Source organism: Variovorax sp. GW821-FHT09B01 (assembly GCF_059418345.1).
On sequence record NZ_JBWKPQ010000001.1, the window covers coordinates 1,213,924 to 1,236,115 of the forward strand.

General features: G+C 70.8%; 19 protein-coding genes. 9 read left to right on the plus strand and 10 right to left on the minus strand.

All coding sequences use genetic code 11. From position 1 onward, the window contains the following. Positions 1-9: 9 nt before the first annotated feature. Positions 10-459 carry a hypothetical protein gene (locus tag AC07RV_RS05300; protein ID WP_143129232.1) on the minus strand — a complete coding sequence of 150 codons (450 nt, stop codon included), beginning with the start codon at positions 457-459 and terminating at the stop codon, positions 10-12. Positions 460-663: 204 nt separating this feature from the next. On the opposite strand from AC07RV_RS05300, the gene AC07RV_RS05305 reads away from it, so the two are divergent. Continuing rightward, positions 664-1,797: an ABC transporter substrate-binding protein gene (locus AC07RV_RS05305; protein ID WP_366929029.1), complete on the plus strand. Its 1,134-nt coding sequence runs from the start codon at positions 664-666 to the stop codon at positions 1,795-1,797. A 77-nt stretch (positions 1,798-1,874) separates the two neighbouring features. Continuing rightward, entirely contained in the window at positions 1,875-2,144 is a 270-nt protein-coding gene (locus AC07RV_RS05310) for a hypothetical protein (RefSeq protein WP_296786065.1), read from the plus strand. Positions 2,145-2,191: 47 nt separating this feature from the next. Here AC07RV_RS05310 and AC07RV_RS05315 read toward each other — a convergent pair whose 3' ends face one another. From AC07RV_RS05315 to AC07RV_RS05325, 3 genes are read right to left on the minus strand one after another with little or no spacing between them, the layout of a single operon-like run. Continuing rightward, positions 2,192-5,119 (minus strand): hypothetical protein, encoded by a 2,928-nt coding sequence (locus AC07RV_RS05315; RefSeq protein ID WP_296786069.1) that lies wholly within the window; start codon positions 5,117-5,119, stop codon positions 2,192-2,194. Between the two features lie 60 nt (positions 5,120-5,179). Then, the gene (locus AC07RV_RS05320) at positions 5,180-5,578 is read right to left on the minus strand and encodes an iron chaperone (protein ID WP_296786072.1); all 399 of its coding nucleotides are present in this window, start codon (positions 5,576-5,578) and stop codon (positions 5,180-5,182) included. Beyond that, positions 5,575-6,507, minus strand: a complete 933-nt coding sequence (locus tag AC07RV_RS05325) for a helix-turn-helix domain-containing protein (protein WP_296786077.1) — start codon at positions 6,505-6,507, stop codon at positions 5,575-5,577. The genes AC07RV_RS05320 and AC07RV_RS05325 overlap by 4 nt, the downstream gene beginning before the upstream one ends. A gap of 115 nt (positions 6,508-6,622) precedes the next feature. On the opposite strand from AC07RV_RS05325, the gene AC07RV_RS05330 reads away from it, so the two are divergent. After that, the gene (locus AC07RV_RS05330) at positions 6,623-7,258 is read left to right on the plus strand and encodes a cysteine hydrolase family protein (RefSeq protein WP_296786080.1); all 636 of its coding nucleotides are present in this window, start codon (positions 6,623-6,625) and stop codon (positions 7,256-7,258) included. Positions 7,259-7,281: 23 nt separating this feature from the next. Here the strand turns inward: AC07RV_RS05330 and AC07RV_RS05335 are convergent, their stop codons facing one another. After that, positions 7,282-7,533, minus strand: a complete 252-nt coding sequence (locus tag AC07RV_RS05335) for a DUF2798 domain-containing protein (protein ID WP_093346974.1) — start codon at positions 7,531-7,533, stop codon at positions 7,282-7,284. Next, positions 7,530-8,399: an NmrA/HSCARG family protein gene (locus AC07RV_RS05340; protein WP_296786085.1), complete on the minus strand. Its 870-nt coding sequence runs from the start codon at positions 8,397-8,399 to the stop codon at positions 7,530-7,532. Before AC07RV_RS05340 ends, AC07RV_RS05335 begins: the two co-directional genes overlap by 4 nt. A 118-nt stretch (positions 8,400-8,517) precedes the next feature. On the opposite strand from AC07RV_RS05340, the gene AC07RV_RS05345 reads away from it, so the two are divergent. Further along, the gene (locus tag AC07RV_RS05345) at positions 8,518-9,423 is read left to right on the plus strand and encodes a LysR family transcriptional regulator (protein ID WP_093346966.1); all 906 of its coding nucleotides are present in this window, start codon (positions 8,518-8,520) and stop codon (positions 9,421-9,423) included. Here AC07RV_RS05345 and AC07RV_RS05350 read toward each other — a convergent pair. After that, positions 9,413-9,838, minus strand: a complete 426-nt coding sequence (locus AC07RV_RS05350) for a CopD family protein (RefSeq protein ID WP_296786088.1) — start codon at positions 9,836-9,838, stop codon at positions 9,413-9,415. The two genes, AC07RV_RS05345 and AC07RV_RS05350, sit on opposite strands and share 11 nt — an antisense overlap. Then, on the minus strand, positions 9,835-10,152 hold the full coding sequence (locus AC07RV_RS05355; protein ID WP_296786091.1) for a DUF3817 domain-containing protein: 318 nt from the start codon (positions 10,150-10,152) through the stop codon (positions 9,835-9,837). Before AC07RV_RS05355 ends, AC07RV_RS05350 begins: the two co-directional genes overlap by 4 nt. Positions 10,153-10,253: 101 nt before the next feature. Between AC07RV_RS05355 and AC07RV_RS05360 the strand changes: the two genes are divergently transcribed. The 5 genes from AC07RV_RS05360 to AC07RV_RS05380 all read left to right on the plus strand — a co-directional run bounded on the left by AC07RV_RS05360 (position 10,254) and on the right by AC07RV_RS05380 (position 20,279). Next, positions 10,254-11,228: a GlxA family transcriptional regulator gene (locus AC07RV_RS05360; protein ID WP_296786094.1), complete on the plus strand. Its 975-nt coding sequence runs from the start codon at positions 10,254-10,256 to the stop codon at positions 11,226-11,228. Positions 11,229-11,551: 323 nt separating this feature from the next. Beyond that, a complete protein-coding gene (locus tag AC07RV_RS05365; protein WP_296786096.1) occupies positions 11,552-13,942 on the plus strand; it encodes a type VI secretion system Vgr family protein in 2,391 nt (796 codons plus the stop codon). Between the two features lie 11 nt (positions 13,943-13,953). After that, positions 13,954-15,549 (plus strand): hypothetical protein, encoded by a 1,596-nt coding sequence (locus tag AC07RV_RS05370; protein ID WP_296786099.1) that lies wholly within the window; start codon positions 13,954-13,956, stop codon positions 15,547-15,549. Between the two features lie 34 nt (positions 15,550-15,583). After that, a complete protein-coding gene (locus AC07RV_RS05375; RefSeq protein ID WP_296786102.1) occupies positions 15,584-19,876 on the plus strand; it encodes an RHS repeat-associated core domain-containing protein in 4,293 nt (1,430 codons plus the stop codon). 1 nt (position 19,877) lies between these two features. Next, a complete protein-coding gene (locus AC07RV_RS05380) occupies positions 19,878-20,279 on the plus strand; it encodes an Imm8 family immunity protein (RefSeq protein ID WP_296786106.1) in 402 nt (133 codons plus the stop codon). Positions 20,280-20,288: 9 nt separating this feature from the next. On the opposite strand, the gene AC07RV_RS05385 is transcribed toward AC07RV_RS05380, so the two are convergent. Both AC07RV_RS05385 and AC07RV_RS05390 read right to left on the minus strand, forming a co-directional pair. After that, the gene (locus tag AC07RV_RS05385) at positions 20,289-21,275 is read right to left on the minus strand and encodes a Bug family tripartite tricarboxylate transporter substrate binding protein (protein WP_296786109.1); all 987 of its coding nucleotides are present in this window, start codon (positions 21,273-21,275) and stop codon (positions 20,289-20,291) included. A 2-nt stretch (positions 21,276-21,277) separates the two neighbouring features. Beyond that, positions 21,278-22,111, minus strand: a complete 834-nt coding sequence (locus AC07RV_RS05390; protein ID WP_296786111.1) for a hypothetical protein — start codon at positions 22,109-22,111, stop codon at positions 21,278-21,280. Positions 22,112-22,192 lie beyond the last annotated feature (81 nt).

Consider the following 22,192-nt stretch of genomic DNA (forward strand, 5'->3'; position numbering starts at 1 on the left):
CCGGGCGCTCTATCGGCCGGCGGGATTCGCGAGGTTGACGGCCTTGCTGCCGGACAGCAGCTTCTTCGCTTCCGCCTCGTCGGCCCCTCTGACCGCCGCGCAAGTCATGCTGGGGCTGACGACGAAGTAGTTCGACGATGCCTTCGCGGCGTCGAACTTCAGCGAGTCCTCCTTCCACGTCGGCGTGAAGCCGCCAAAGCATTTCACCCCCAGGTAGTGCTCGCCGGGCGACACCTGGAATTCGGCGTGCTCGCCGGAGCCGATGCCGAAGATGTCCTTGCCATCCATCGCCACCGTGTAGCCATTGGCCGCGCCGACGATGCTGCTGATGCGGACCACCACCACCTTGGCGGCGACCGAGGCATCCGGGACCTCGGGCAACGGACCGAGCCTGCCCGAGGTCGTACCGCAACCGGCGAGCAATGCGGCCGTGGCCGCCAACACGAGCGTCTTCATCATCCTGTCTCCCTCCTGGTGATCGAATGGATCGAGCAACACGGTTACATCGATGCGCTTGCGAGCGCGCGAGATCATATCGCCGGGATGGCGCACCACGGCCCGCGCGCAGATTCACCGTTTTCCGTTATCCTCCGCCCCGCCCGGACACCAAGATCCGGCCCTTGCAAGAAGGGGCGTTCACCGCCCGGAGACGGAGAGAGACAGATGAAATCGATGGCGTTCTGGCGTCCGCTGCTCGCGGCCGCCACGATGGCGGTTGCGGCTCTGCCCGCCGCGGCGGTGCAGGTGGTGGTCGGGCAGGTGGCCCCGATGTCGGGGCTCGAGGCGCGGCAGGGGCGGGCCTTCGGGGTCGGGCTCAAGCTGAGCTTCGACGCGATCAACAAGGCCGGCGGCGTCAATGGCCACACGCTGAGCCTGGTGCGCAAGGACGATCTGGGCCAGCCCGAGCAGACCGTGGCGCTGACCAAGGCCCTGGTCGCGGAGAACCGGCCGATGGTGCTCGCGGGCTACTTCGGCACGCGCAACATCGCGGCGCTCGTGGCCTCGGGCACGCTCGAGAAGGAACGGCTCGCGCTGGTGGGCTACCGCTCGTCCGAGCTGCGCGCGCCGCCGCCGCTGCTGTTCAACATGCATGCCGACCTGCGCGAGGAGCTGACCAAGATCACGCGTCACCTCGCCACCATCGGCATCAACCGGCTCGGCGTCTTCTACGAGGACGTGCCCGCCTCGGGGGAGCTGCTCAAGCTGATGGACGAGCTCGCCGCGGCCTCGTCGTCGCGCATCGTGGTGCGGGCTTCCTACCCGGCGGGCACGACCAAGGTGGGCGACGCCGCCGAGGCCTTCCTCAAGGAACCGCCGCAGGCCATCGTGATGCTGACCAGCACCGGCGCCGCCGCGGCCTTCATCGAACGCTACCGCATGGCGCCCAAGGGCACGGCGCAACTGGTCGCGCATTCGGGCGTCGACGTGGAGCAGCTGTCGCAGCGGCTGTCGGAGCAGCACATGCAGGGCATCGTGATCGCGCAGGTCACGCCGAGCCCGTTCCGCATCTCGAGCAAGCTGACGCGCGAGTTCATCGAGGCCACGGCCGGGCAGACGCTGGAGGTGCCGGTCAGCTACTCGATGTTCGAGGGCTACATCACGGGCCGCGTGATCGCCGAGGCGGTGCGCCGGCAGGGGCGCACGCCCACGCGCGAAGGCATGGCCGCGGCGCTGGCCTCGCTGGTGAACTTCGACTTCGGCGGCTACGTGGTCGACCTCGGCCCCAACGCCGGCGGCAACGGCACGCGCTTCGTCGAGCTCACGATCCTCAGCAACGCGGGCAAGATCCGGCAGTAGCACCCTCCTCCCGTCCGATTCCTTCCGAGGGAGGCTTCTGCTAGCTTGAAGCCTCCCCCCATCCGGAAGGAACCGTCATGGACGAAGACCTGGACACCCTGTCGCGCGACGACCTGATCGCCGAGGTCCGGAAGCTGCGCGAGGGCGTGCGCCGCCACCGCGATGCCACCGGCCACGACCTGTGCTGGCACCACCCCGACCTGTGGTCGCTGCTGCCCGAGAAGACGCCGCCAGCGATCGCGGTGCCGGCCTGGCCGCAGTTCATGCGCGGCTGCGTGAAGTACCGGCAGTCGCTGGAGGAGCAGGCGTCCGAGGCGCCACGCACGAGGCGCGAGTTCGGGGATTGATGCGATAGCCCGCCGTTCGGGCTGAGCTCAGTTCGAACGGTGGGGGTTCATTTCTTCGGAGCGAACAGCGCGCCGAGCGCCCGTGCCGCCTTGACCAGCGGCGACGGCCGCAGCTGCTGGTACTCCGCGCGCAGCTCGGTGCGCAAGCCCTCGTCGATCTTCCCGGCGGGCAAGGCCAGCAGCAGTTCCAGCGTCTCGACCTGCCGCTCCACCTGCCCCACGTGGCCGTAGCTGCGCGCGAGCCCGATGCGCGCCTTCACGACCTGGGCCGCGATGCCCTTGTCGGCCTCTTCGCCGCAGGCCTCCACCAGCGCCTCGCAGCAGGCCACCGCCTCCTCGTAGCGGCCGGCCTTGCGCAGGCGCACGCCGCGGTTCACGCTGGACTTCGCGGCATAGGTGCGCAGCGCGACCTCGGAGGCATGCAGGCAGGTGTCGATCACATGACCATAGAGCGCCAGCGCGGCATCCAGATCGGTGTCGGCGATCGTGATCGCCTTGCAGAAGCGCGCATTGGCCACGCGCTCGCGCAGGTAGGCCACGTCGGAGCGCGCCCAGCGCACGATGATCGCGTCGTAGGTCTGCAGCTCCTCGGCGCGGCGGCCGAGCTTGTCGAGCTGCACCGCGCGGTTCGACATCGCGAGCGCGACGTCCTTCTCGGCCGAGGTCGAGAGTTCGTTGCCATAGCGCGCGATGACCTCGTCGTTGACCGCCAGCGCGGCTTCGCGCTGCGACAGGCAGCCCAGGCTGTAGCCCTTGCGCACCATCGCGTCGAGGCAATGACGCCGCAGCTCGGGATGCAGCGATTCGACATGGGCCTGCAGCACCTCGTCGTAGCAGGCGATGGCCTCGCGGTGCTTGCCCTCCACGGCCAGCACGCGCCCGCGCTCGATGGTGGCGTCGATCGCATCGCGCTGCGCCAGCGTCAGGTCCTCGTACTGGTCGCCGTAGCTCACCGTCGCGCCCTGACGCTGCAGCCGGTTGAGGCAGGTCAGCCGGCTGGCCGCGGCCTTCGCCAGCGTGTCGCGCATCGCCGCGCCGGTGGCATTCGGAAAGCGCGCGAGCAGCGCGTCGTAGACCGGCAGGGCGTCGGCCTCGCGCTCCAGCAGCATCATCAATGCATAGGCCTGGTTGAGGTAGGCGCTGGCGACCACGCCCTCGACCTCGGCGCAGGTGTCGGCCGCGAAGGCCTGCACCAGCGCCGCGTAAGCATCGACCGCGCGCTGGAACTGCAGGCGCCCGCGCCAATGGGCCGCGAGCGCGTACTGCGCCTTCACCGCGATCGTGCGCAGGTCCTCGGCGGGGTCCTTCGCGAAACGCGCGACGAGCGCATCGACCGCCGCGGCGAAACGATGTTCGGCCTCGGTCACGGCGACCTCGATCGCGCGGCCCTCCTCGTCCTTGCCGTCCGGGCGCGGATGCGCGGCGGGCGCCTGTGCCTGCAGGATGTCGCAGCGCAGGTCCATGGCGCGCGCGATGGCGCGGCGCAGGGCCGTGTCCTCCGCGCCGCGGGCCTCGGTCCAGCCTTCGAGCGCGCGCAGGGCGCCTTCGACATCGCCACGGGCCTCCAGGATCCGCGCGCGCTCGATGCGGCCGTGCACGCATTGCAGCCGCGTGTAGGCATCGGCGGACTCGGCATGCAGTGCATCGAGTTCCGACAGCGCCGACAGCGCCTCGTCGCCCCAGTCGAGCGCGCGCAGCGCCCAGGCCTCGAGCAGGCGCGTGCGTGCCAGCTGCGGCTGCAGCAACGCGCTGCGGTCGTCGCCGAAACGTTCGAGCAGGCGACGGTAGCCAACCAGCTCGCGCGCCGGGTCGTCGAGCGGCACCAGCTGGTCGAGCATCGCGAGCAGCAGCTCCTTGCGGACCTGCGCATCGGCATGCCCGGCATAGCGCGACCACTGCCATTCGGCCAGTTCGTCGGCACGATCCTCGTCGTCGGGCTCGGCATCGCGGTCGCGCAGCAGCTGCGCCTTGACGCGCAGGATGCGGTTCACGCAGCGCAACACGGTGGCGTCTTCGCTGTCCGCATGCGGGTCCAGCACGGCATCGCAGGCCGCGAGCAGGCGCTCCTCGAGGTCCTCGTCCTGCGCGCCGCGCAGCAGGTCGCGCTGCAAGGCGAGCGCGAGGTCGGTCCGCGCCAGCGCGAGGGTCTGGCGCCGGTCCGGGTCGGCGGCCTCGGCATGGGTGTCGATCAGGGTGCGCAGCAGCGCGCGGGCTTCCTCGTTGCGGCCCAGCGTCTCGAGCAGGCGCGCATGGGCATGCAGCGCATCGGCGGCCTGCGCCTTCAGCGCGGGCTCGTCGGCGGCTTGCAGGTCGTCATGCAGGGCCGCGTATTGCTTCAGCGCCTCGTCGTGGTAGTCGAGCTCCGCCAGCATCCGGGCCTGCGCGGCACGCACGCGGGCCACGAGCACGCGCGTCGCGGGCCAGTCGTCGCCGCCGAAGCGCCGCGCCAGGTCCTCGCAATGCCGCACCATGTCGACGCGCGCGAAGGTCGCGCCACCGGCGGCGCGCAGCCTCGCTTCCTCGAGCCCCGCGGCGACGATCCATTCGCGCAGCGCCGGGGACTGCGCCTGCTCGAAGCGGCGCTGCACCTCCCGCAGCAGGCCCAGCGAGGCCTCGGCGTGGCCGGTCGCGGCCAGCGCGCGGGCCTTCTCGCACTGCGCACGCGCGATCCACGGCCAGGCCGCGACCGGTGCGAACACCGGCGCCAGCACATCGCGCGCACCGGGCTCGAAATGCGCGCACAGCGCATCGGCCACCGCCACCACCTCGGCCGTGCGCCCGAGCGCATCCAGTGCCTCGACCTGCCGGAACCAGGCCGAGGCCAGATGCTCCTGCAGGTCGGGCGAGGCGCTGTCGGCGGGCGTGCTCAGCGGCAGCAGCCGCGCGACGAGCGCTTCGGCCTCCGCGAGGGCCGATGCGGCGGTGGCGAGGTTGGCGAAGCGAGGCGAAGGGTCCGGGCGATCGATGTCGTGCAATCTCGTGTCCTGGCTGGGGCTCTGCGCTTCATTCTCGCCGCCGGCCTGCCTGCCTGCGCTTCACCAGAACGAATCGTCCTCGCGTGCCTTCACCACGCGCAGCCGGTGCTCGGCGATGCGGCGGATCAGGTCCTCGGGCAGCGGCTCGTCGTAGCGGACCTTGAGCAGTTCCTTGGTGGTCTGGTGCCCGGCCAGCTCCTTGCGGAACGCCTCGAGCGCCGCGGCCGAGGGCGCGAAGCCCAGGTGGGCCTTGTGCGCCGAGAAGGCGAACAGGAAGCGCGGCTCGATGAAGAAGGGCGTGCCCCACTTGATGGCCTCCCGGGCCTCGGGTGCCACGCGCCGCAGCAGCGCGCGCAGGCGCCGCAGGTGCGCATGGGCCTCGGGCGGGGCGGCGGCGATGTAATCGTCGATCGTGGTGGGCGCCTTGGTGGCCATCTCGTTCATCTCCTTCGTGCTCATCCACCCTTGCCCTGCACGTCCTTCGGCGAGCGGCCGAACCGCGCCTTGAAGGCGCGGCTGAAATGGCTGAGGTCGGTGAAGCCGAACTCGAGCGCGGCCTGCGACACCTGTCGCACGCGCCCTTCGGCGAGCGCCCGGTAGCTGGCCTCGAGCCGCTGCTGCCAGAGCCAACGGCCGGGCGTGGTGCCCTCGGCGGCGAACAGCCGCATCAGCGTGCGCAGCGACAGATGGCAGTCGCGCGCGATGGTTTCGCCGTCGAGCGTCGGATCGCCGAGCCGGGCACGGAGGTAGCGCTTCACGGCCGCCAGGCGCCCGTCGCGCGCGCCGGCCTCGACCTGCGAGGGCGCGAGCTCCGCCTCGAGCGCCGTCGACCAGATGTCCATCGCGGCCTGCGCGAGCGCCGGCGGCGCATCGTCGTGCAGCGCCATCAACTGCTGCAGCACCGACCCCGCGAGCGCGGCCAGCTTGGCGTCGCGGCCGACCGGCCGTGCCACGAATTCATCGGCCGCGCCGATGCGGCTGGTCAGCAGCGCGCGCGGGATCGCGACCATGACCGCATGCGACCACTCGCCGAACTCGAGGCTGAAGGGACGCGACTGGTCGTGCAGCACCATGTCGCCGGGGCGCATGCTCACGCGCCGCTCGTCCTGGCTGAAGCGCGTGTTGCCGCCGAGCGCGAACCAGAGAAAGAAGTCGTCGCGCGGGTCGCGCCGGATGTCGGTGGCGCCGCGCGTGACGCGGATGGTCGCCGCGCCGGGCAGCTTCGATTCGATCTCGTTGAGCGCGAGCGCGCCGAGCCCGCGCTGCGACACCCTGGCGCGGAACGCCGCGCCGCCCGGCGCATTCGCGCACTGCGTGACCGAGTAGCTGCGGCACGTGACCTGGTGCCACTTCTCGAAGCTGTCGCCGGGTTCGACCAGGGTTTTCATGGAATGGATGGCAGGTGGAGAACAAAGCTTGGCAAGCCGGGGCCAGCGCGGACGGCCGGCGCGACCCAAGATCGCCGCACCCGCCACCATCCGACTCACCCACCGAGGGGCCAATATGCCTTATCAGATCGATCGCATCAATCCGGCGACCACCGCCGTCATCGTCGTCGACATGCAGAACGACTTCGTCGCCGAGGGCGCCCAGCTGCGCTCGGCCCAGGCCGCGGCCATGGTGCCGACCTTGGCGCGCACCCTGGCCACCTGCCGCGAACGCGGCATCCGCGTGATCTACACCGCCCACGTGCACCGGCGCGACGGCTGCGACATGGGCCTGTACGACGACCTCTACGGCCCGATCGCCGACCGCAGCGCGCTGGTCGACGAGACGCCCGGCAGCGAGATCTTCGCGGCGCTCGCACCCGCCGCGGGCGAGCACGTGGTCAAGAAGCACCGCTACAGCGGCTTCTTCGCGACCGACCTCGACCTGATCCTGCGCGAGTGGGGCATCGACACCGTGGCGATCACCGGCACCACGACCGAGAACTGCTGCCATGCGACGGCACGCGACGCGATGTTCCGCAACTACAAGGTGGCCTTCCTGTCGGATGCGACCGGCACCTTCGACTACCCCGACGTGGGCCAGGGCGCGATGCCGGCCGAGGCGGTGCACAAGGCCACGCTGACCATCCTGGCCTTCTCGACCGCGCACGTGATGACGAGCGAGGAGTTCGTCGCGCGGATCGATCGCTGAGCCTTCGCAGCCTTGCGCGCCGGTCAGCGCGGCGGGCTCTGCACGGTCGCCGCGACGATGCGGCGCACCACCGGCAGCAGCACGAGCAACGAGGGAAACGCGGCCAGCCACGAGACGCCCCAGGCGCCCATCCACATTCGAGGCCACTCTTCGCTGAGCCCCACGCTCTTGAGCGTCGCGATGCCGGCCACGATGCACGACATGAAGACCGACAGCAGCAGCGGCATGAGGATGCCCGCGCAGCGCGCCGGCAGTTTCCGGAGGCCGCGGCTCATGCGGCGGCCAGCTCGCGGATGTATTGCGCCAGCGTGCGCGGTGCGCGGCCGAGGATGGCCTCGAGCGTGAGGGCATTGCCGCCGAGCCCGTGCGCCGCATAGTGCGCGTGGACCTTCGACAGCAACTGCAACTGGCGTGCGTCATAGGGCGGGCGCGTCCGCTCGACCCAGCCCTCGAAGTCCATCTCTCGCGCCGCCACCGGCCGGCCGAGCGCCTCGCCGGCCATCGCCGCGATCTCCTGCGGATTGAAGCGGCCGGGCGCGCACAGCTCGAACGAGCCGTAGGCCAGCCGGTCTTCGGTGAGCGCGATGGCCGCGACCTCGGCGACGTCGCGATAGTCCACGCGCGCGATCCGCGTGTGCACCGGGTAGGGTTCCGCGAAGACGCCGTCCCGCGCCATGCCGGGCCAGGCGCCCCGCAGGTTCTGGAAGAAGTTGGCGGGATGCAGCAGGGTGTATTCGAGCTTCGACTCGAACAGCGCGGCCTCCACCGGGACCTTGCTCGCGTGGTTCGCGAGCGTGACGTGCGTCGGCTGGATCACCGACGAGAACACGAACTTGCGCACCCCGGCCTGCTGCGCGGCGGCGACGAGATTGCAACCCATCTGCGTTTCGTCCGCCTGAAAGGCCGGGCCGATGTGAAACACGCCGTCCGCACCCGCGGCCGCGCGCCGCAGGCTCGGCGGATCGCGCAGGTCGGCAACGACGGCTTCGGCGGCGCCGTTGTCGATTGCCTGGCGCCGGCCGGATTCGCTGCGCACCAGCGCGCGCACCGTGGCACCCCGCCGTACCAGCGCGGGCACCACGAGCGCGGCCACGCGGCCGGTGGCGCCGACCACCAGCACCGTGGGTCTATGTTGTTCCATGGATGATTCCTCGATCGATGAGCGGCACCAGGCCGCGGAGTCCCGAAGATAGGGACGGCCGCCGCAGGCGTGAATCCACGGCGGCCGCCAAAGACCTTCATCCAGAACGGAAGAATCCATGGACCAGATTCAGGACATCCGCGCCTTCGTCGCCATCGTCGAGCTGGGCAGCCAGAGCGCCGCGGCCCGCCAGCTGGGGCGCTCGGTGCAGTCCATCAGCCGTTCGCTGGGCGTGCTCGAGCGCAGCATCGGCGTGCAGTTGATCCGGCGGACCACGCGGCAGTCGTCCCCCACCGAGGTGGGACGGGCCTACCACCGGCGCGTGCAGGCCGCGCTGGCGGAGTTTGACGCGGCCGCGGCGGAGGCAAGCAGCCAGTCGAGCGCGCCGCGCGGCCTGCTGCGCGTGGCCGCGCCCGTGCAGTTCGCGCCGGCCTTCGTCGTGCCGCTGATCGGCGCGTTCATGCAGCGCTACGCAGGCATCGAGGTGGACCTCACCGCCTCCGACCGTTTCGTCGACCTGATCGAAGGCGACATCGACCTCGCGATCCGCATCGGCGAACTGCCCGATTCCGAACTGGCGGCGCGGCGGCTCGGCGACCTGCGGCTCGTGGTGTTCGGCGCGACCGACTACTTCGCGCGGCACGGGCGTCCGCAACGCCCCGAGGACCTGGTCGATCACCAATGCCTGGTGCGCACCACGCACGGCAACGACGCCAACTGGCCGTTCACCATCGATGGCCGGCCGCGACGGGTGAAGGTCTCGGGACGCTTCCGGGCGGACAACACCGCTTCGCTCTATGCCGCGGTGGCGAACGGCCTGGGACTGTGCTTCACGCCGCTGTGGCAGATCCGCCATCTGCTCGAGAGCGGCCGCATCGAGCTGGTGCTGACCGAATTCGAGTCGCCGCGGGTGCCGGTGCATGCGGTGTGGCCCGCGGCCCGGGGCAGCTTCGCGCGCGCGAAGCTGTTCGCGGACTTCGCGGCGCAGAACCTGCCTTCGCTCGAGCCCGGGTTCAAGGCTTGAGCACGACGAGCAGCGCGATGCCGCCGAGCGCCGCGACGCACAGTCCGGGGCTGATCCGGATCCAAGCGCGTTCGCGGATGTTCATGCCCTCGAGCTGCCTTCTGAGACAGGCCGACAGCACGCCGTGCAGCCCCGACAGCGCGAACACCAGCACCAGCTTCGCGTGGAGCCAGCCCGCGCCGAACCAGCCGCCCAGGCTCGCGAGCGCGATGCCCAGGCCCCACACCGCCACCATCGCCGGCACGGTGACGCGGCGGTCCCAGCGCAGGAAGGCCTGCCCCATGCGCTTCTCGTGCGGCAGCAGCACGCCGCCCGAACGGCCGAGCGAAGCGGCCGCCACGCCGAGCAGCAGCAGGCCACCGGTCCAGGCGAGCACCGCGGCCAGGTGCAACGCCTTGAGCCACAGGTAGGTCATGAGGAGGCCGGCTCGCTATCGAGCGTCTTCCAGCTGTAGAAGCCACCGCCCGGCAGGCAGGCGAAGAGCACGAGCTTGAAGCCCATGCGCGCGGAGACGTCCTCGAGCGTCGCCGCGTTCGCCACCTTCCAGCAGAAGCCCAGGAAGACGAGGCCATGCAGCGGCCCCATGAGGCTCACGGCCCAGGGCAGGCCGGCGAGGTGTTTCATCGGCACCGCGACCAGCAGCAGGATCAGCAGCGTAGCGGCTTCGAGCAGGCAGAACAGCCGGAGACGGGAAAGGCGCAGAGCTCGGGACGGCAAGAGCAACTCCATGATGGGAACCTCCGTAGTTTCCCCATGCAATGCCTGAAGCGAAAGTGGCCGGATTGACAAGCTCCGACTGTTTCTCGCCAACCATGGAAGAATCCGCTTCCATGACACACCGTGACCCGAACGCCCCGCCGCACCGGCTCGCGGTGCTCGCCCTGCCCGGCCTCATCGCCTTCGATCTCGCATGCGCCTGCGAGGTCTTCGGTCATGCGGAACTCGCGCCCGGCCAGCCCTGCTACCGCGTTGCGGTCTGCGGCGAACAGAAGTCCTTCGACAACGGCAGCTTCACGCTCACGGTCCGGCACGGGCTCTCGGTCCTCGATGAGGCGCAGACCATCGTCGTGCCCGGCATCGCCCGTCCCGACGCACCGATCGGCCGCGCCGTGCTGCAGGCGCTGCGCGCGGCCTCGGCGCGCGGTGCGCGCATCGCCTCCATCTGCTCGGGCGCCTTCGTGCTGGCGCAGGCCGGGCTGCTCGATGGCCTGAGCGCCACCACGCACTGGGTCGCGGCGCCGCTGCTGGCCGAGCTCCATCCACGGGTCGAGGTCGATGCCAAGGTGCTCTACATCGACCACGGCAACATCCTGACCTCCGCGGGCGCGGCGGCGGGGCTGGACCTGTGCCTGCACATGGTGCGCAAGGACTTCGGCGCGGCCGTCGCGGCGCGGGTGGCGCGGCTGTCGGTGGTGCCGCTGCACCGCGAGGGCGGCCAGGCCCAGTTCATCCAGCCGCTCGACCTGCCCGCCGACCGCGACCTGCAGCCGCTGCTCGCATGGGTGGAGCGCAACCTGCACCGGCCGCTGTCGCTCGACGACCTCGCGCGCCAGGCCTGCAGCAGCCAGCGCACGCTGAACCGGCGCTTCCAGCACCAGTTCGGCGTCTCGCCCGCGCAATGGCTGATCCGCGCGCGCGTGCGCCGCGCGCAGGAGCTGCTGGAACGCACGCGCCTGGGCATCGAGCAGATCGTCGTCAAGGTCGGGCTGGGGTCGGCGGCGAACTTCCGGGCGCAGTTCCAGCGCGTGGCGGGCGTGAGTCCGAGCGTGTACCGGCAGAGCTTCGGCGCGAGGCCGAGGGCCTGAATTTCGCGGCGCCGATGGCGCATCGGCGCGCGACTACGAATCCTAGTAGTCACGCCCTCGGCCAGCCAAAACGGCAGTAGAGTGCCGCCGAGAACGGAAACGTTTGCACCGCGGGTTCGACGCCGTGTGGCCGACGAAAGCCATTCTTCATACCTTCGACTGATATTCGTCGCCGAAAGTAGTGAAATGGATGTGTCGCCATTGCAATTTGGTTGCAGCTTCTTACGGTCTAGCGGCACGAGCTTCCCTACAGTGCTCGGTTTGCTCGTGGGAGGCGGTCCGCTCCGGTCGTCGCCTTTCCAAGTTTCGCTTCAGGGAGTTTCATGCCCACGCCCGCCTCCAGCCGGGGCCGCAAGATCACCGCGACCTCCGATGCCATGCCCATGCTCGATGGGGTGGCCGCCCTCGAACCCGTCCTGATCGAGGGCGAGGAAGCATTGAGCCGCCCCTATCGCTACACCCTCACGCTGACCACGCCGGCGTCGGGCGCCGTCGATGCGCACTCGGCCGCGAACATCAAGCTCAAGCCGCTGATCGGCGAGGAGTTCGGCGTGCACATCCTGCTCGACGGCCGGCCCGGCGGCGCGCAGCAGCAGCGCCATCTCTCGGGGCTGGTGACGCGGGCGCGCTTCCTGCGCCTGGAGCAGCGGCGCGCGCTCTACGAGGTGGTCATCGAGTCGTGGCTGAGCCTGGCCCAGCGCTCGCAGGACTTCCGGATCTTCCAGAACAGGAACGTGCTCGACATCGTCGACGAGGTGCTCGGGGCCTACGGCTTCGCGCTCTCGATCCGCGCCACGGGCAGCTATCCGCCGCGCGAGTTCGTGGTGCAGTACGGCGAGACCGACTACGACTTCGCGAGCCGCCTGCTGCACGAGTGGGGCCTCTACTACTACTTCGAGCACGCGGCCAACAGCCACACGCTGGTGATCGTCGACGACATGCAGGCGCACGGCCCCTTCCCCGCCGGCGGCTACGAGCGCATTCCGTTCAGCGCCGCCGAGGCCTCGTCCAACGAGGAGCACTGCCATCACTTCCAGCTGGCCGAGGCGCTGCAAAGCGGCCAGTGGGCGACCGGCGACTTCGACTTCACGCGCCCCAAGGCTGACCTGCTGCGCACCAAGGCAATGCCGCGCCGCACCCGGCATGCGACGCGCGAGGTGTTCGCCTGGCCGGGCAACTACGCGGCCGAGGCCGACGGCGAGCAGATCGCGCGCGCGCGGATGGAAGAGGCTGGCGCGCCCGGCCAGGTCGCCAGCGGCGCGGGCAACCTGCGCGGCCTGGCGGCCGGCTACCGCTTCACGCTGACCGACCATCCGCAGGACAGCGCGAATGCCGACTACCTCGTGACCGCCGCGCGCCTGTCGCTGCAGGAAGCGGGCGACGCGACGGGGCTGGAGGAGTTCCGCTGCCGGGTCGAGTTCGAGGTGCTGCCGGCGAACAACATCTTCCGCCCCACGCCCGACGCGACCAAACCACGCACCACGGGCCCGCAGACGGCGGTGGTCACCGGCCCCGCGGGCCGCGAGATCTGGACCGACCAGTACGGGCGCGTGAAGCTCAGCTTCCACTGGAACCGCTACTGCAGCAAGGACGAGAGCAGCTCGTGCTGGGTGCGCGTGTCCTCGCCCTGGGCCGGCAGCAACTTCGGCGGCATGCAGATCCCGCGCGTGGGCCAGGAGGTGGTGGTCGACTTCGAGTACGGCGACCCCGACCGCCCGCTGATCACGGGCCGGGTCTACAACGCGGACAACATGCCGCCGTGGGACCTGCCCGCCAACGCGACTCAGAGCGGCCTGCTCTCGCGCAGCTCCGAGGGTGGCAATGCCGCGAACGCGAACGCGCTGCGCTTCGAGGACAAGCTCGGCGAGGAGCAGCTGTGGCTGCATGCGGAGCGCGACCAGCTGCTCGAGGTCGAGAACGACGAGGTCCACACCGTGGGCCGCGACCGCAACAAGACCGTCGAGCGCGACGAGACCCACCACATCAAGAACGACCGCACCAAGACCGTCGACCGCAACGAGACGATCACGATCCACGGCCAGCGCGCCGAGACCGTGGACGGCGACGAGGCGGTCAACGTCAAGTCGAACCGCAGCCATGCCGTCACCGGCACCGAGACCCTGACGGTCACGGGCGACCAGACGCACATCGCCAAGGCCCACCGCACCGCCAGCGTCACGGGCAACCAGACCACCTCGGTCACGGGAACGGATTCGCTGACGGTCATGAAGGCCCGCACCGTCACGGCGCAGGACAACGACCTGTGGAACGTCACGCTGGGCCAGACCACCACCATCGGACAGGCCTACCAGGTCTCGGCCCGATCGCATGCCGCGACCTACAACGACGCGATGACGCTCAACGTGCCGGCCGGCCCGGCCTCGGCCACCGCGCAGGGTGACGTCTCGCTGACCAGCTCGGCCGCCAACCTGTATGGAACGGCCGCCCTCAACATGGGGCTGCTGGCGCAGGGCGGCGATTTCTCGGCCGTGGCCTCGGGCAGTGTGGGCGTGAGCGCGGAGAGCGGCACGCTCGACACCTTCGCCTCGGGCGCCATGAGGCATGCGAGCCCGACCAGCGTGGTGCTCGATGTCGACGGCACGGCGGTGGAGGTCACGCCGGGGCGCATCGTGCTGCGCGCGGGCAGCGCCACGCTGATGCTCGATGCCTCGGGCGTCACGGTGAACGGCACCAAGATCTTCCTGAACTGCTGAGGGCCGCATCGATGTCCTCCGCGGCACCGGTGCGCAACCCGGTCGAAAAACGCATGGCCCGGCTCCACGACCTGTGGTGGGAGCGCACCGACGATGCATCGCTGCGCGCGGTCGTGCTGCGGCTGCCGCCCGACTCGCAGCGCATGCTCGATGCCTTCTTCACCTTGCAGATGGTGGACAGCGACTACGCCACGCCCGACCTCTTCCTGCGGCTGGACGCGGCCTTCGAGACCGGCTACCGCTACAGCCGCGAGCTGCGGCAGGCCCTGATCGAGACCTACCTTCACAACCGGCCGCAGCTCGCGAAGCAGGGCGTGACCGATCCCTGGGAAGAGGAACACGCACCCGGCCGCGACAGCGCCGCCGGCTTCGTCGACACCGGCCTGTCGCTGGCGCGCCACCTGCGCCGCCAGCGGCTGTCGGTCGTGCTGCAACCGGGTGGCGTGAGCGACGCGGCCTGCTTCGAGCGCTGGCTCGACGCGGCGCTGCAGGCGCCCGTGCCGCCACGGGATGCCGGGCTGCTGCGTCTGGTGCTGGTCGACGACAGCGACACGCGCGCCTGGCAGCCGCTGGTGGAGCGGCATGCGGGGGTCGTGCGCGTGGTCGATGCGCCGCTCGACATCCTGGAGGCCGCGCGCGAGATCGCGGCCCAGGCGGGCGGCGGGAGTGGCGGGGCCGCGCTGTTTCGGCAGCTCTATGCCGACATGCTGGTGCTGCTGCGTCGCGGCGACGCGGCCGCCGTGGAAGCGACGGCCGAGCGCGCCGCGCGACTGGCCACGCGCAACGGCTGGTTCGACCAGCGCGCCGTGCTCGACGTGATGGTGGGCGGCGCCTGGCTGCAGGCGCGCGACGTCGCGCGCGCGGTCGCGCGCTACCGCCAGGCCCGTGCCGCGGCGGCACAGGCCACGCAGGCCGGCAACCCGATGGGCCCGATGCTGCTGATGCAGGGCTGGATGGCCGAAGGCGGCGCATGGGCCGCGGCCGGCGACATGAAACAGTCGGCCCATGCCTTCGAGCAGGCCGCCGAAGCGGCCCGCCGCGTGCCCAACAGCCTGTTCGCAGTCGAGGGCCAGCGCGCCGCGGCCCAGGCCTGGCTCGGTGCCGGCGAGCGCGACCGGGCCTGGGCCTCGGCGCTGGCCGGCGTGCGCGAGGCGCGCGCCATGGCCGACGCCGACCGGCCGAACAGCACGGTGCCGCAACTGCTGCAGGACATGCTCGCGATGCAGGACCCCCGACGCTGCGAGCGCATCGCGCAATGCGCCACGGCCTACGAGCGCGAGGCGCGCGCGGCCCTGGTCGAGGCGGATCTCGCGGGCCACCGGCTCGGCACCCATCCACCGCCGAGCGCCATCGCGGCGATCGAGACGCAGCTGACGCAGCGCTACGAGCAACTGTTCCAGGGTCAGTTGCGCGAGCGCGAGCAGCTGGTGCAAGGCGGCGAGGAGGTGTTCCGCACCGTCGTGGCCATGGGGCGCCAGTGGCTCGACCCGGCCTGGAGCGGGCTGCCGCACGTGAAGCATCCGCTGGACCTCGCGCCCGGCGAATGGCGCGAGCCGCCCGCGTTCGCGCGCCTGCCCGATCCGCAACCCTTCGTCGAAGCTGCCTGAAGGGCGCCGACTCCTCACGCCACAAGGAAAGCACGTGTTCTTCGCGGCCAAGCATTTCGACCCGCAGCTGGGCATCGATGCCCACACCTACCTGGCACCGCCCGGCGTGTGGCCCACGGTGCACATCGGCATCGTGATGGACCCGTTCGACTACCTGCCGACCATCGAGGTGTCGCCCGACAACCCGATCGTCAAGGGACTGGGCGCGCTCGGCACCGCGACCGAAGCCGCCAAGAACGCCATCGGCGAAGGCACGGCGTCGCCGCGGATACCGGCGCCGCCCGGCGCGCCGCCGGCCGAGGGCGCGATGCCCGAGAGCATCCCGCTGCCGCTCGGCGCCACCGTCGAGGTGGCCGGCGTGCGGCGCGCCAATGCCGGCACCGGCGGCGTCGACTTCCACATCCTGGTCGGCGCGCCGATGCCGATCATCAAGGGGCCGGGCGGCCCGCAGTTCGACGACGAGCTGTTCATGGGCAGCCGCACCGTGCTGGCCGATGGCGATCCGTTCTCGCGCATCACCATGCCGGTGCTCAGCTGCAACATCGTCGGCCTGGTGCCGCCGTTTCGCCCGCGCAAGCTGGCCAAGCCGGTGCGCCTGAGCCTGATGCTGCCGACCACCTTCAACGTGGCGATCCCGCCGCAGGTGTTCGTCGGCGGCCCGCCCACCATCTCCTGGGGCGCGATGATCCAGCGCGGCCTGTTCAAGGCGCTGGGCCGCGCCTACACGCGCATCGCGCGGCGCGCGCTCAAGGACATGCCGCCCGGCTTCCTCAAGTGCCAGGTGCTGCGCGCCGAACCGGTCGACATCCGCGACGGCAGCGTCTCGGTGGCGCACGAGGACTTCCACGTTCCCGGGCGCCTGCCGCTCACGTGGAGCCGCGTCTACGCATCGCGCGACCACGACTTCGCCGGCCACTGCGGCCTGGGCTGGCAGACGCCGGCCGACGTGCGCCTGGTGGCCGAGGACGACGGCATCGTGAGCCTGCGCGGGCCGGAGGAGTTCGCGCTGTTCACCGAACTGCCGCGCACCGAGGCACAGCAGGTGCTCGACGTGGTGGACGGCGCCCGGCTCACGCGCCAGGGCGACGCGCTGGTGGTGCGCCTCAAGAGCGGCCTGCGCTATCGCTTCGAGGAAGCGCTCTCGCCCGAGGGAGCGCTGCGCGCACCGTCCCCCTTCGTGACGCACATGGAGGATGCCTGCGGCAACCGCTGGGACTTCGTGCGGCAGCGCGGCGAGCTGGCGCGCATCGTCGAGAGCGGCGTGAACGGACTGCCCGGGCGCAGCATCGAGGTGCAATGCCGGCAGGGACGCATCGAGGCCATGGCACTGCGCGATCCCGCCACGCAGCAGGACCATCCGCTGGTGCGTTACCGCCAGGCCGACGGCGACCTGCTCGCGGCCATCGATGCGCTGGGCGCCGCGTACGAGTTCGCCTACCTGCAGCATCGCATGGCGCGCCACACCGACCGCACGGGCCTGTCGTTCCACTACGCCTACGACGACCGCTGGCGCGTGGTGCACGCCTGGGGCGATGGCGGGCTGCACGACTACCGCTTCGCCTACGACGAGGCGCTGGGCCGGACCGAGATCAGCAACTCGCTGGGACACCTGACGGTGGTGCGCTTCGACGAGTCCGGCCTGCCGCTGGCGGAGATCGATCCGCACGACGGCGTGACCACCTTCGCCTACGACGATGCCGGCCGCACCGTGGCCGTGACGGCACCGGGCGGGCTGCGCACCGGCTTCGTCTACGACGCGCGGGGCAACCTGCTGGCCGTGCAGCGCCCCGACGGCAGCAGCGTCGGCTGCGACTACGACACGGAAGACCGGCTGTGCGCGATCGTCGATCCGCTGGGCCATCGCTGGCAGCTCGAGAGCGACGCGCGCGGCCTGCCGACGCGCCAGACCGATCCGCTGGGCGCGGCCGCCCGCTTCGAGCACGACGCGCACGGACAGCTCGTGCGCCACGTCAACGCACGCGGCGCGGCCACGCAGTTGCACTACGACCGGCACGGGCAGCTCGAAGCGCTGGTCGATCCGCTCGGGCGCGTCGACCGCTTCACGCACGACGCGCTGGGGCGCCTGCTCGGCCGCACCAACGCCCTGGGCGAGACGACGCGCTACCACTGCGACCGGAAGGGCCGGCTGGTGCGCATCGACCATCCCGATGGCGCGCAGATCCTCTGCGGCTACGACGCCGAGGACCGGCTGGTGCGGCACGTGGACGCAGCGCGCGCCGAGACGCGGCTGGCCTACGTGGGCCTCGGCGAGATCGGCCGGCGTATCCAGCCCGACGGCCAGGTCCTGCAGTACCACTACGACACCGAGGAGCAGCTCGTCGGCGTGACGAACCAGCGCGGCGAGCGCCTCGTGCTGCGGCGCGATGCCCTGGGCCGCATCGTCGAGGAGACCGATTTCTGGGGCCAGTCGCGGCACTACGCCTACGACGAGGCCGGCCACCTGACGCAGATGACGGACCCGCTGGGCCAGCGCATCGCCTTTGCCTGCGACAAGCTCGGCCGCATCACGCGCAAGACGGCGGCTGATCCGCTGCGGCCCGGGCACCAGCAAGATGAGCTGCTGGTCTACGACCGGCGCGGACAGCTGGTGGAGATGCGCAACGGCGCGGCCCACGTGAAGCGCCGCTTCGACGCGGCCGGCCGTGTGCTCGAGGAATGGCAGAACGGGTTTCGCGTCGCCTCGCAGTACGACGCGGTGGGCAACCGCACGCTGCGCGAGAGCTCGGCCGGCCATCGCGTGCGGATGGAATTCGACGCCTGCGACCAGCTCGCGAGCCTGGGCATCGACGACGAGGCGCCGATCGGCATCGAGCGCGATGCCCTCGGCCGGATCGTGCGGGAACAGCTGAGCGCGAGCGTCGTGCGCCACGCCCGCTACGACGCGAACCACCAGCTCACGGCCCAGGCCGTGCTGCGGGACGCCTCGCCGCTGTTCAGCACCCGCTACGACTACGACCGCAAGGGCCAGCTGGTGCACCGGCACGACAGCCTCCATGGCAGCGACCAGTACGGCTACGACCTGATGGGACGCGTCCTGCAGCACATCGATCCCGAAGGCAAGGTCACGCGGCTGCTGCACGATCCGGCGGGCGACCGCCTTCGCACCACCATCGAGCAGACACGGATGCAGAAGGTGGCCGGCGGCGACGACGACGCACCGGTGCACTGGATGCGCGAAGGCAGCTGCGACGGCGTGCACTACGTGTTCGACCGCGCGGGCGATCTGGTGCGCAGAGGACCCGCGGCACACGGCGCGACCGACACGGGCGACGAGCTCGAGCTGGCCTGGGACGCCCACCACCGCTTGATCGAGAGCCGGCGCGGCACGGTGCGCACGCGCTACGGCTACGACGCCGTGGGCCGGCGCGTCTTCAAGCGCGGCGCCACCCATACCACCTGGTTCTTCTGGGACGGCGATGCGCTGCTGGGCGAGGTGCGCCAGGCCCACGACGAACAGGTCGCGCCCGCGTCGCTCAACCCCGCCGCGCTCGCGCAGCGGCGCGCGATACGCGGCCGCCAGCAGCCGGTGGTGGCCTGGGAACGCGCGCGCGAGTACGTGTACTACCCGCAGACCTGCATTCCGCTGGCGCTGGTCGACCCGCTGCCGGATGCGTCGTCGCCGGGCACGAAACGGGTCGCCCACTTCCATGTCGAGCCGAACGGGATGCCCTCGCGGCTGACCGACGCCGCCGGCGAGATCCTCTGGTCCGCGACCTCCACCGCCTGGGGCAGCGCGCTCGCCTCGCGCGCCGCCGCGATCGACAACCCCCTGCGCCTGCAGGGGCAGTACTTCGACGAGGAATCGGGCCTGCACTACAACCGGAACCGCTACTTCGATCCGCACATCGGCGCCTTCGTGAGCCAGGACCCGATCGGCCTCGACGGTGGCGAGAACCCCTACGGCTTCGCGCCGAATGCGCTGGGCTGGATCGATCCCCTGGGGCTGCGCTGCAAGACGAAGCGGCAGCGCACGCGGCTGCGCCGCATCCTGGGCCTGTCGAACAAGCCCGGCAACACGCAGATCACCGCGCGCCTGACGCAGGCCGAGGCGCGGGAACTGGCCGAGGAGTTCGTCGGCCCCGGCTTCACGCAGGAACTCACGGACAAGGGCGGGTGGATGCTGAGGTCCGAGGATGGGCTGCGCACGGTGCGCGGGCCCAGCAAGAAGCCGACCGACGCGGGGCGCAACGTCCACCCGGTGTCCGGCCAACCCTTCTCCATGACCGGCACGCAGATGAACTTCCAGCAGCGTGCCGTGCCCAAGGGCCCTTACGATTCCAACGTTCACGTGGATGTGGAGCCCTGAAATGACAATCCGTCTCGAAATCGTCGACCTGCGTTCCCTCGATGTCGACAGGCTGAGCGCATGGCGTCCGGAGGCCCCCGAGGATGTCTACCTCACCCTCGAGCTCGAGATCGGCGAGGCGGGCGTGTCCGGCGCGCATGTGTTCCAGCTGCTCGCGGCAACGCCCGAGGGCGTGAGAGCCCACCACGACGGCCGGGCGCTGCAGGCCTACACCTCGATGCGCCGGCGCGCAAAGGGCTTCGACATCGATGCGCTGCTGATCGTCGATCCCTACGACTGGGACACCCTGCGCGAGGCGCTGCGCCAGCGCGTGGCGGCCTGCGAACGGTCCACCTGGGCCGAGTCGCTCGACTTTCTGCGCACCAAGTTCTTCTGGGAGTACGAGGGCGTCGAGCGACGATAGCGCTGCGCCCTAATCGATCGCGATCTTCGCGCGCGCGACCACGTCCTTCCAGCGCTCCAGCCCCTGCCGGATCGCGTGCGTGACCGCCTCGGGCTCGCTCGATTTCACCGCATAGCCCAGGCGCGCCAGCCGCGCGGCCAGGTCGGCGTCGAGGGCCTTGCGCGTGGCGGCGCGGATCGTCGCGAGCACGGAGGCCGGCACGCCGGCCGGCGCCAGCAGGCAGTACCAGACCTCGTAGTCGACCGAGGGCCCGCCGATCTCCTTGAGCGTGGGCACCTCGGGCAGCTGCGTGCTGCGCTGCGCGCCGAACACCGCGATGCCGCGCAGCCGCCCGGCCGCGATCTGGCTCGCGACCGAGGGCGAGGTGGCATAGACCATGTCGATCTGCCCGCCCATCGCATCGTTGACCGCCGGCGCCGTGCCCTTGTAGGGCACGTGCAGCGATTGCAGCGGCGAGATGGTCGAGAGGTACTCGCCCACCAGGTGCGGCGAGGTGCCCGCGCCCGGCGTGCCGTAGCTCAGCGAGCGCTTCTTCGACAGCGCGACCAGCTCCTCGAAATTCTTCGCGGGGAAGTCGGGCCGCACCGCCATCACCACCTGCGTGCTGCCGACCATGCTCACGGGCGCGAAGTCCTTGAGCGGATCGAAGCGCGTGTTGCGGTTCACGCTCGGGTTGGTCGCGAGGTAGTCGTTGGCGAACAGCAGCGTGTGGCCGTCGGCCGGCGCGCGCGCGACGAAGTCGGTGCCCATGTTGCCGCCGCTGCCCGCGCGGTTGTCCACGACGACCGCACGTCCGAGCAACTGGCCGAGCCGCTCCGCGAACGGCCGCGCGATGGTGTCGAAGCCGCCACCCGGCGGAAACGGGACCACCATCGAGATCGGGCGCGAGGGAAATTCCTCCACGGCCCAGGCGCGCGACAGTGGCGAGGCCGCCAGGGCCGCGCCGAGTCCCAGCACGATGCGACGGCGCCGGCCGCCGGACTGAAGGTCGCGCATGGTCACAGCCTCGGCAGCTCGATCTGCAGCAGCTCGCTCGCGGCATCGGCCGTCATCGCGCTGGCCGCCTCCCCGCTGTAGAGCGAAGACCGTGCTTCCCAATCGCGCTTGCCATCATCCGCGTGGCCCTTCCCGGCCAGCACGAACACGATGGTGTTCGGCGGCACCTCGATGCCCTGGCCCGCCTCGAGCGCGATCAGCGACAGCACGGTCCGCGCCTCGGAGAAGCTGCCCAGGTGCTTGCGCGACACGCCGGGCCGCTGCGCATCGCTCAGCCATTGCGCGGCAGACGGGCGAATGAAGATCGGCTTGTCGTAGCGGCTCTCGGGGTAGCGCAGCTCGCGGCCGTTGATGTGCTCCCAGACGGCTTCGTAGGCATCCTGGTTGCGCGTGCCGCCCTCGGGCTTGTCGACCTTGTAGACGCCGGCCTCGAAGCGCCCGTTCTTCTTGAGCTCGACGATGCCGCGCTGGAACGCCGCCTCCGACAGGTAGCCGCTGCGGCTCGCGCCACCGAACTGCAGCACCAGCGTGAGCGATTCGCCCGAGATGCTCTGCGGGCCGTAGAACACGCCCTCGGGAAAGTAGCCGATCATGCCCGGCTTCATGACGCCGTCGCGCGCGAAGTCGGCGTCGCCCTCGAGCTGCACGCGCACCTGGTCGAAGTTGTGGCGATGGCGCGGCGAGTCGAAGTCGTTGAAGGTGTTCGAGAGCTGGAGGAAGAAGTTGCCCGCGCTGCCGTCGCGGCCGGACAGCAGCGGGTGGTAGCGGAACTTGCCGCCGCGGGCATGGGTGCGCTCGATCATCGTGAGATCGCGCAGGTTCAGAATCTGCTGCATGGAAGGATGCGTCTCCTGGTTGGAATGGCCCGCATGCTGACGCAGTCCCCGCCACAAGCCCAGCGACATTAATTCACGGCA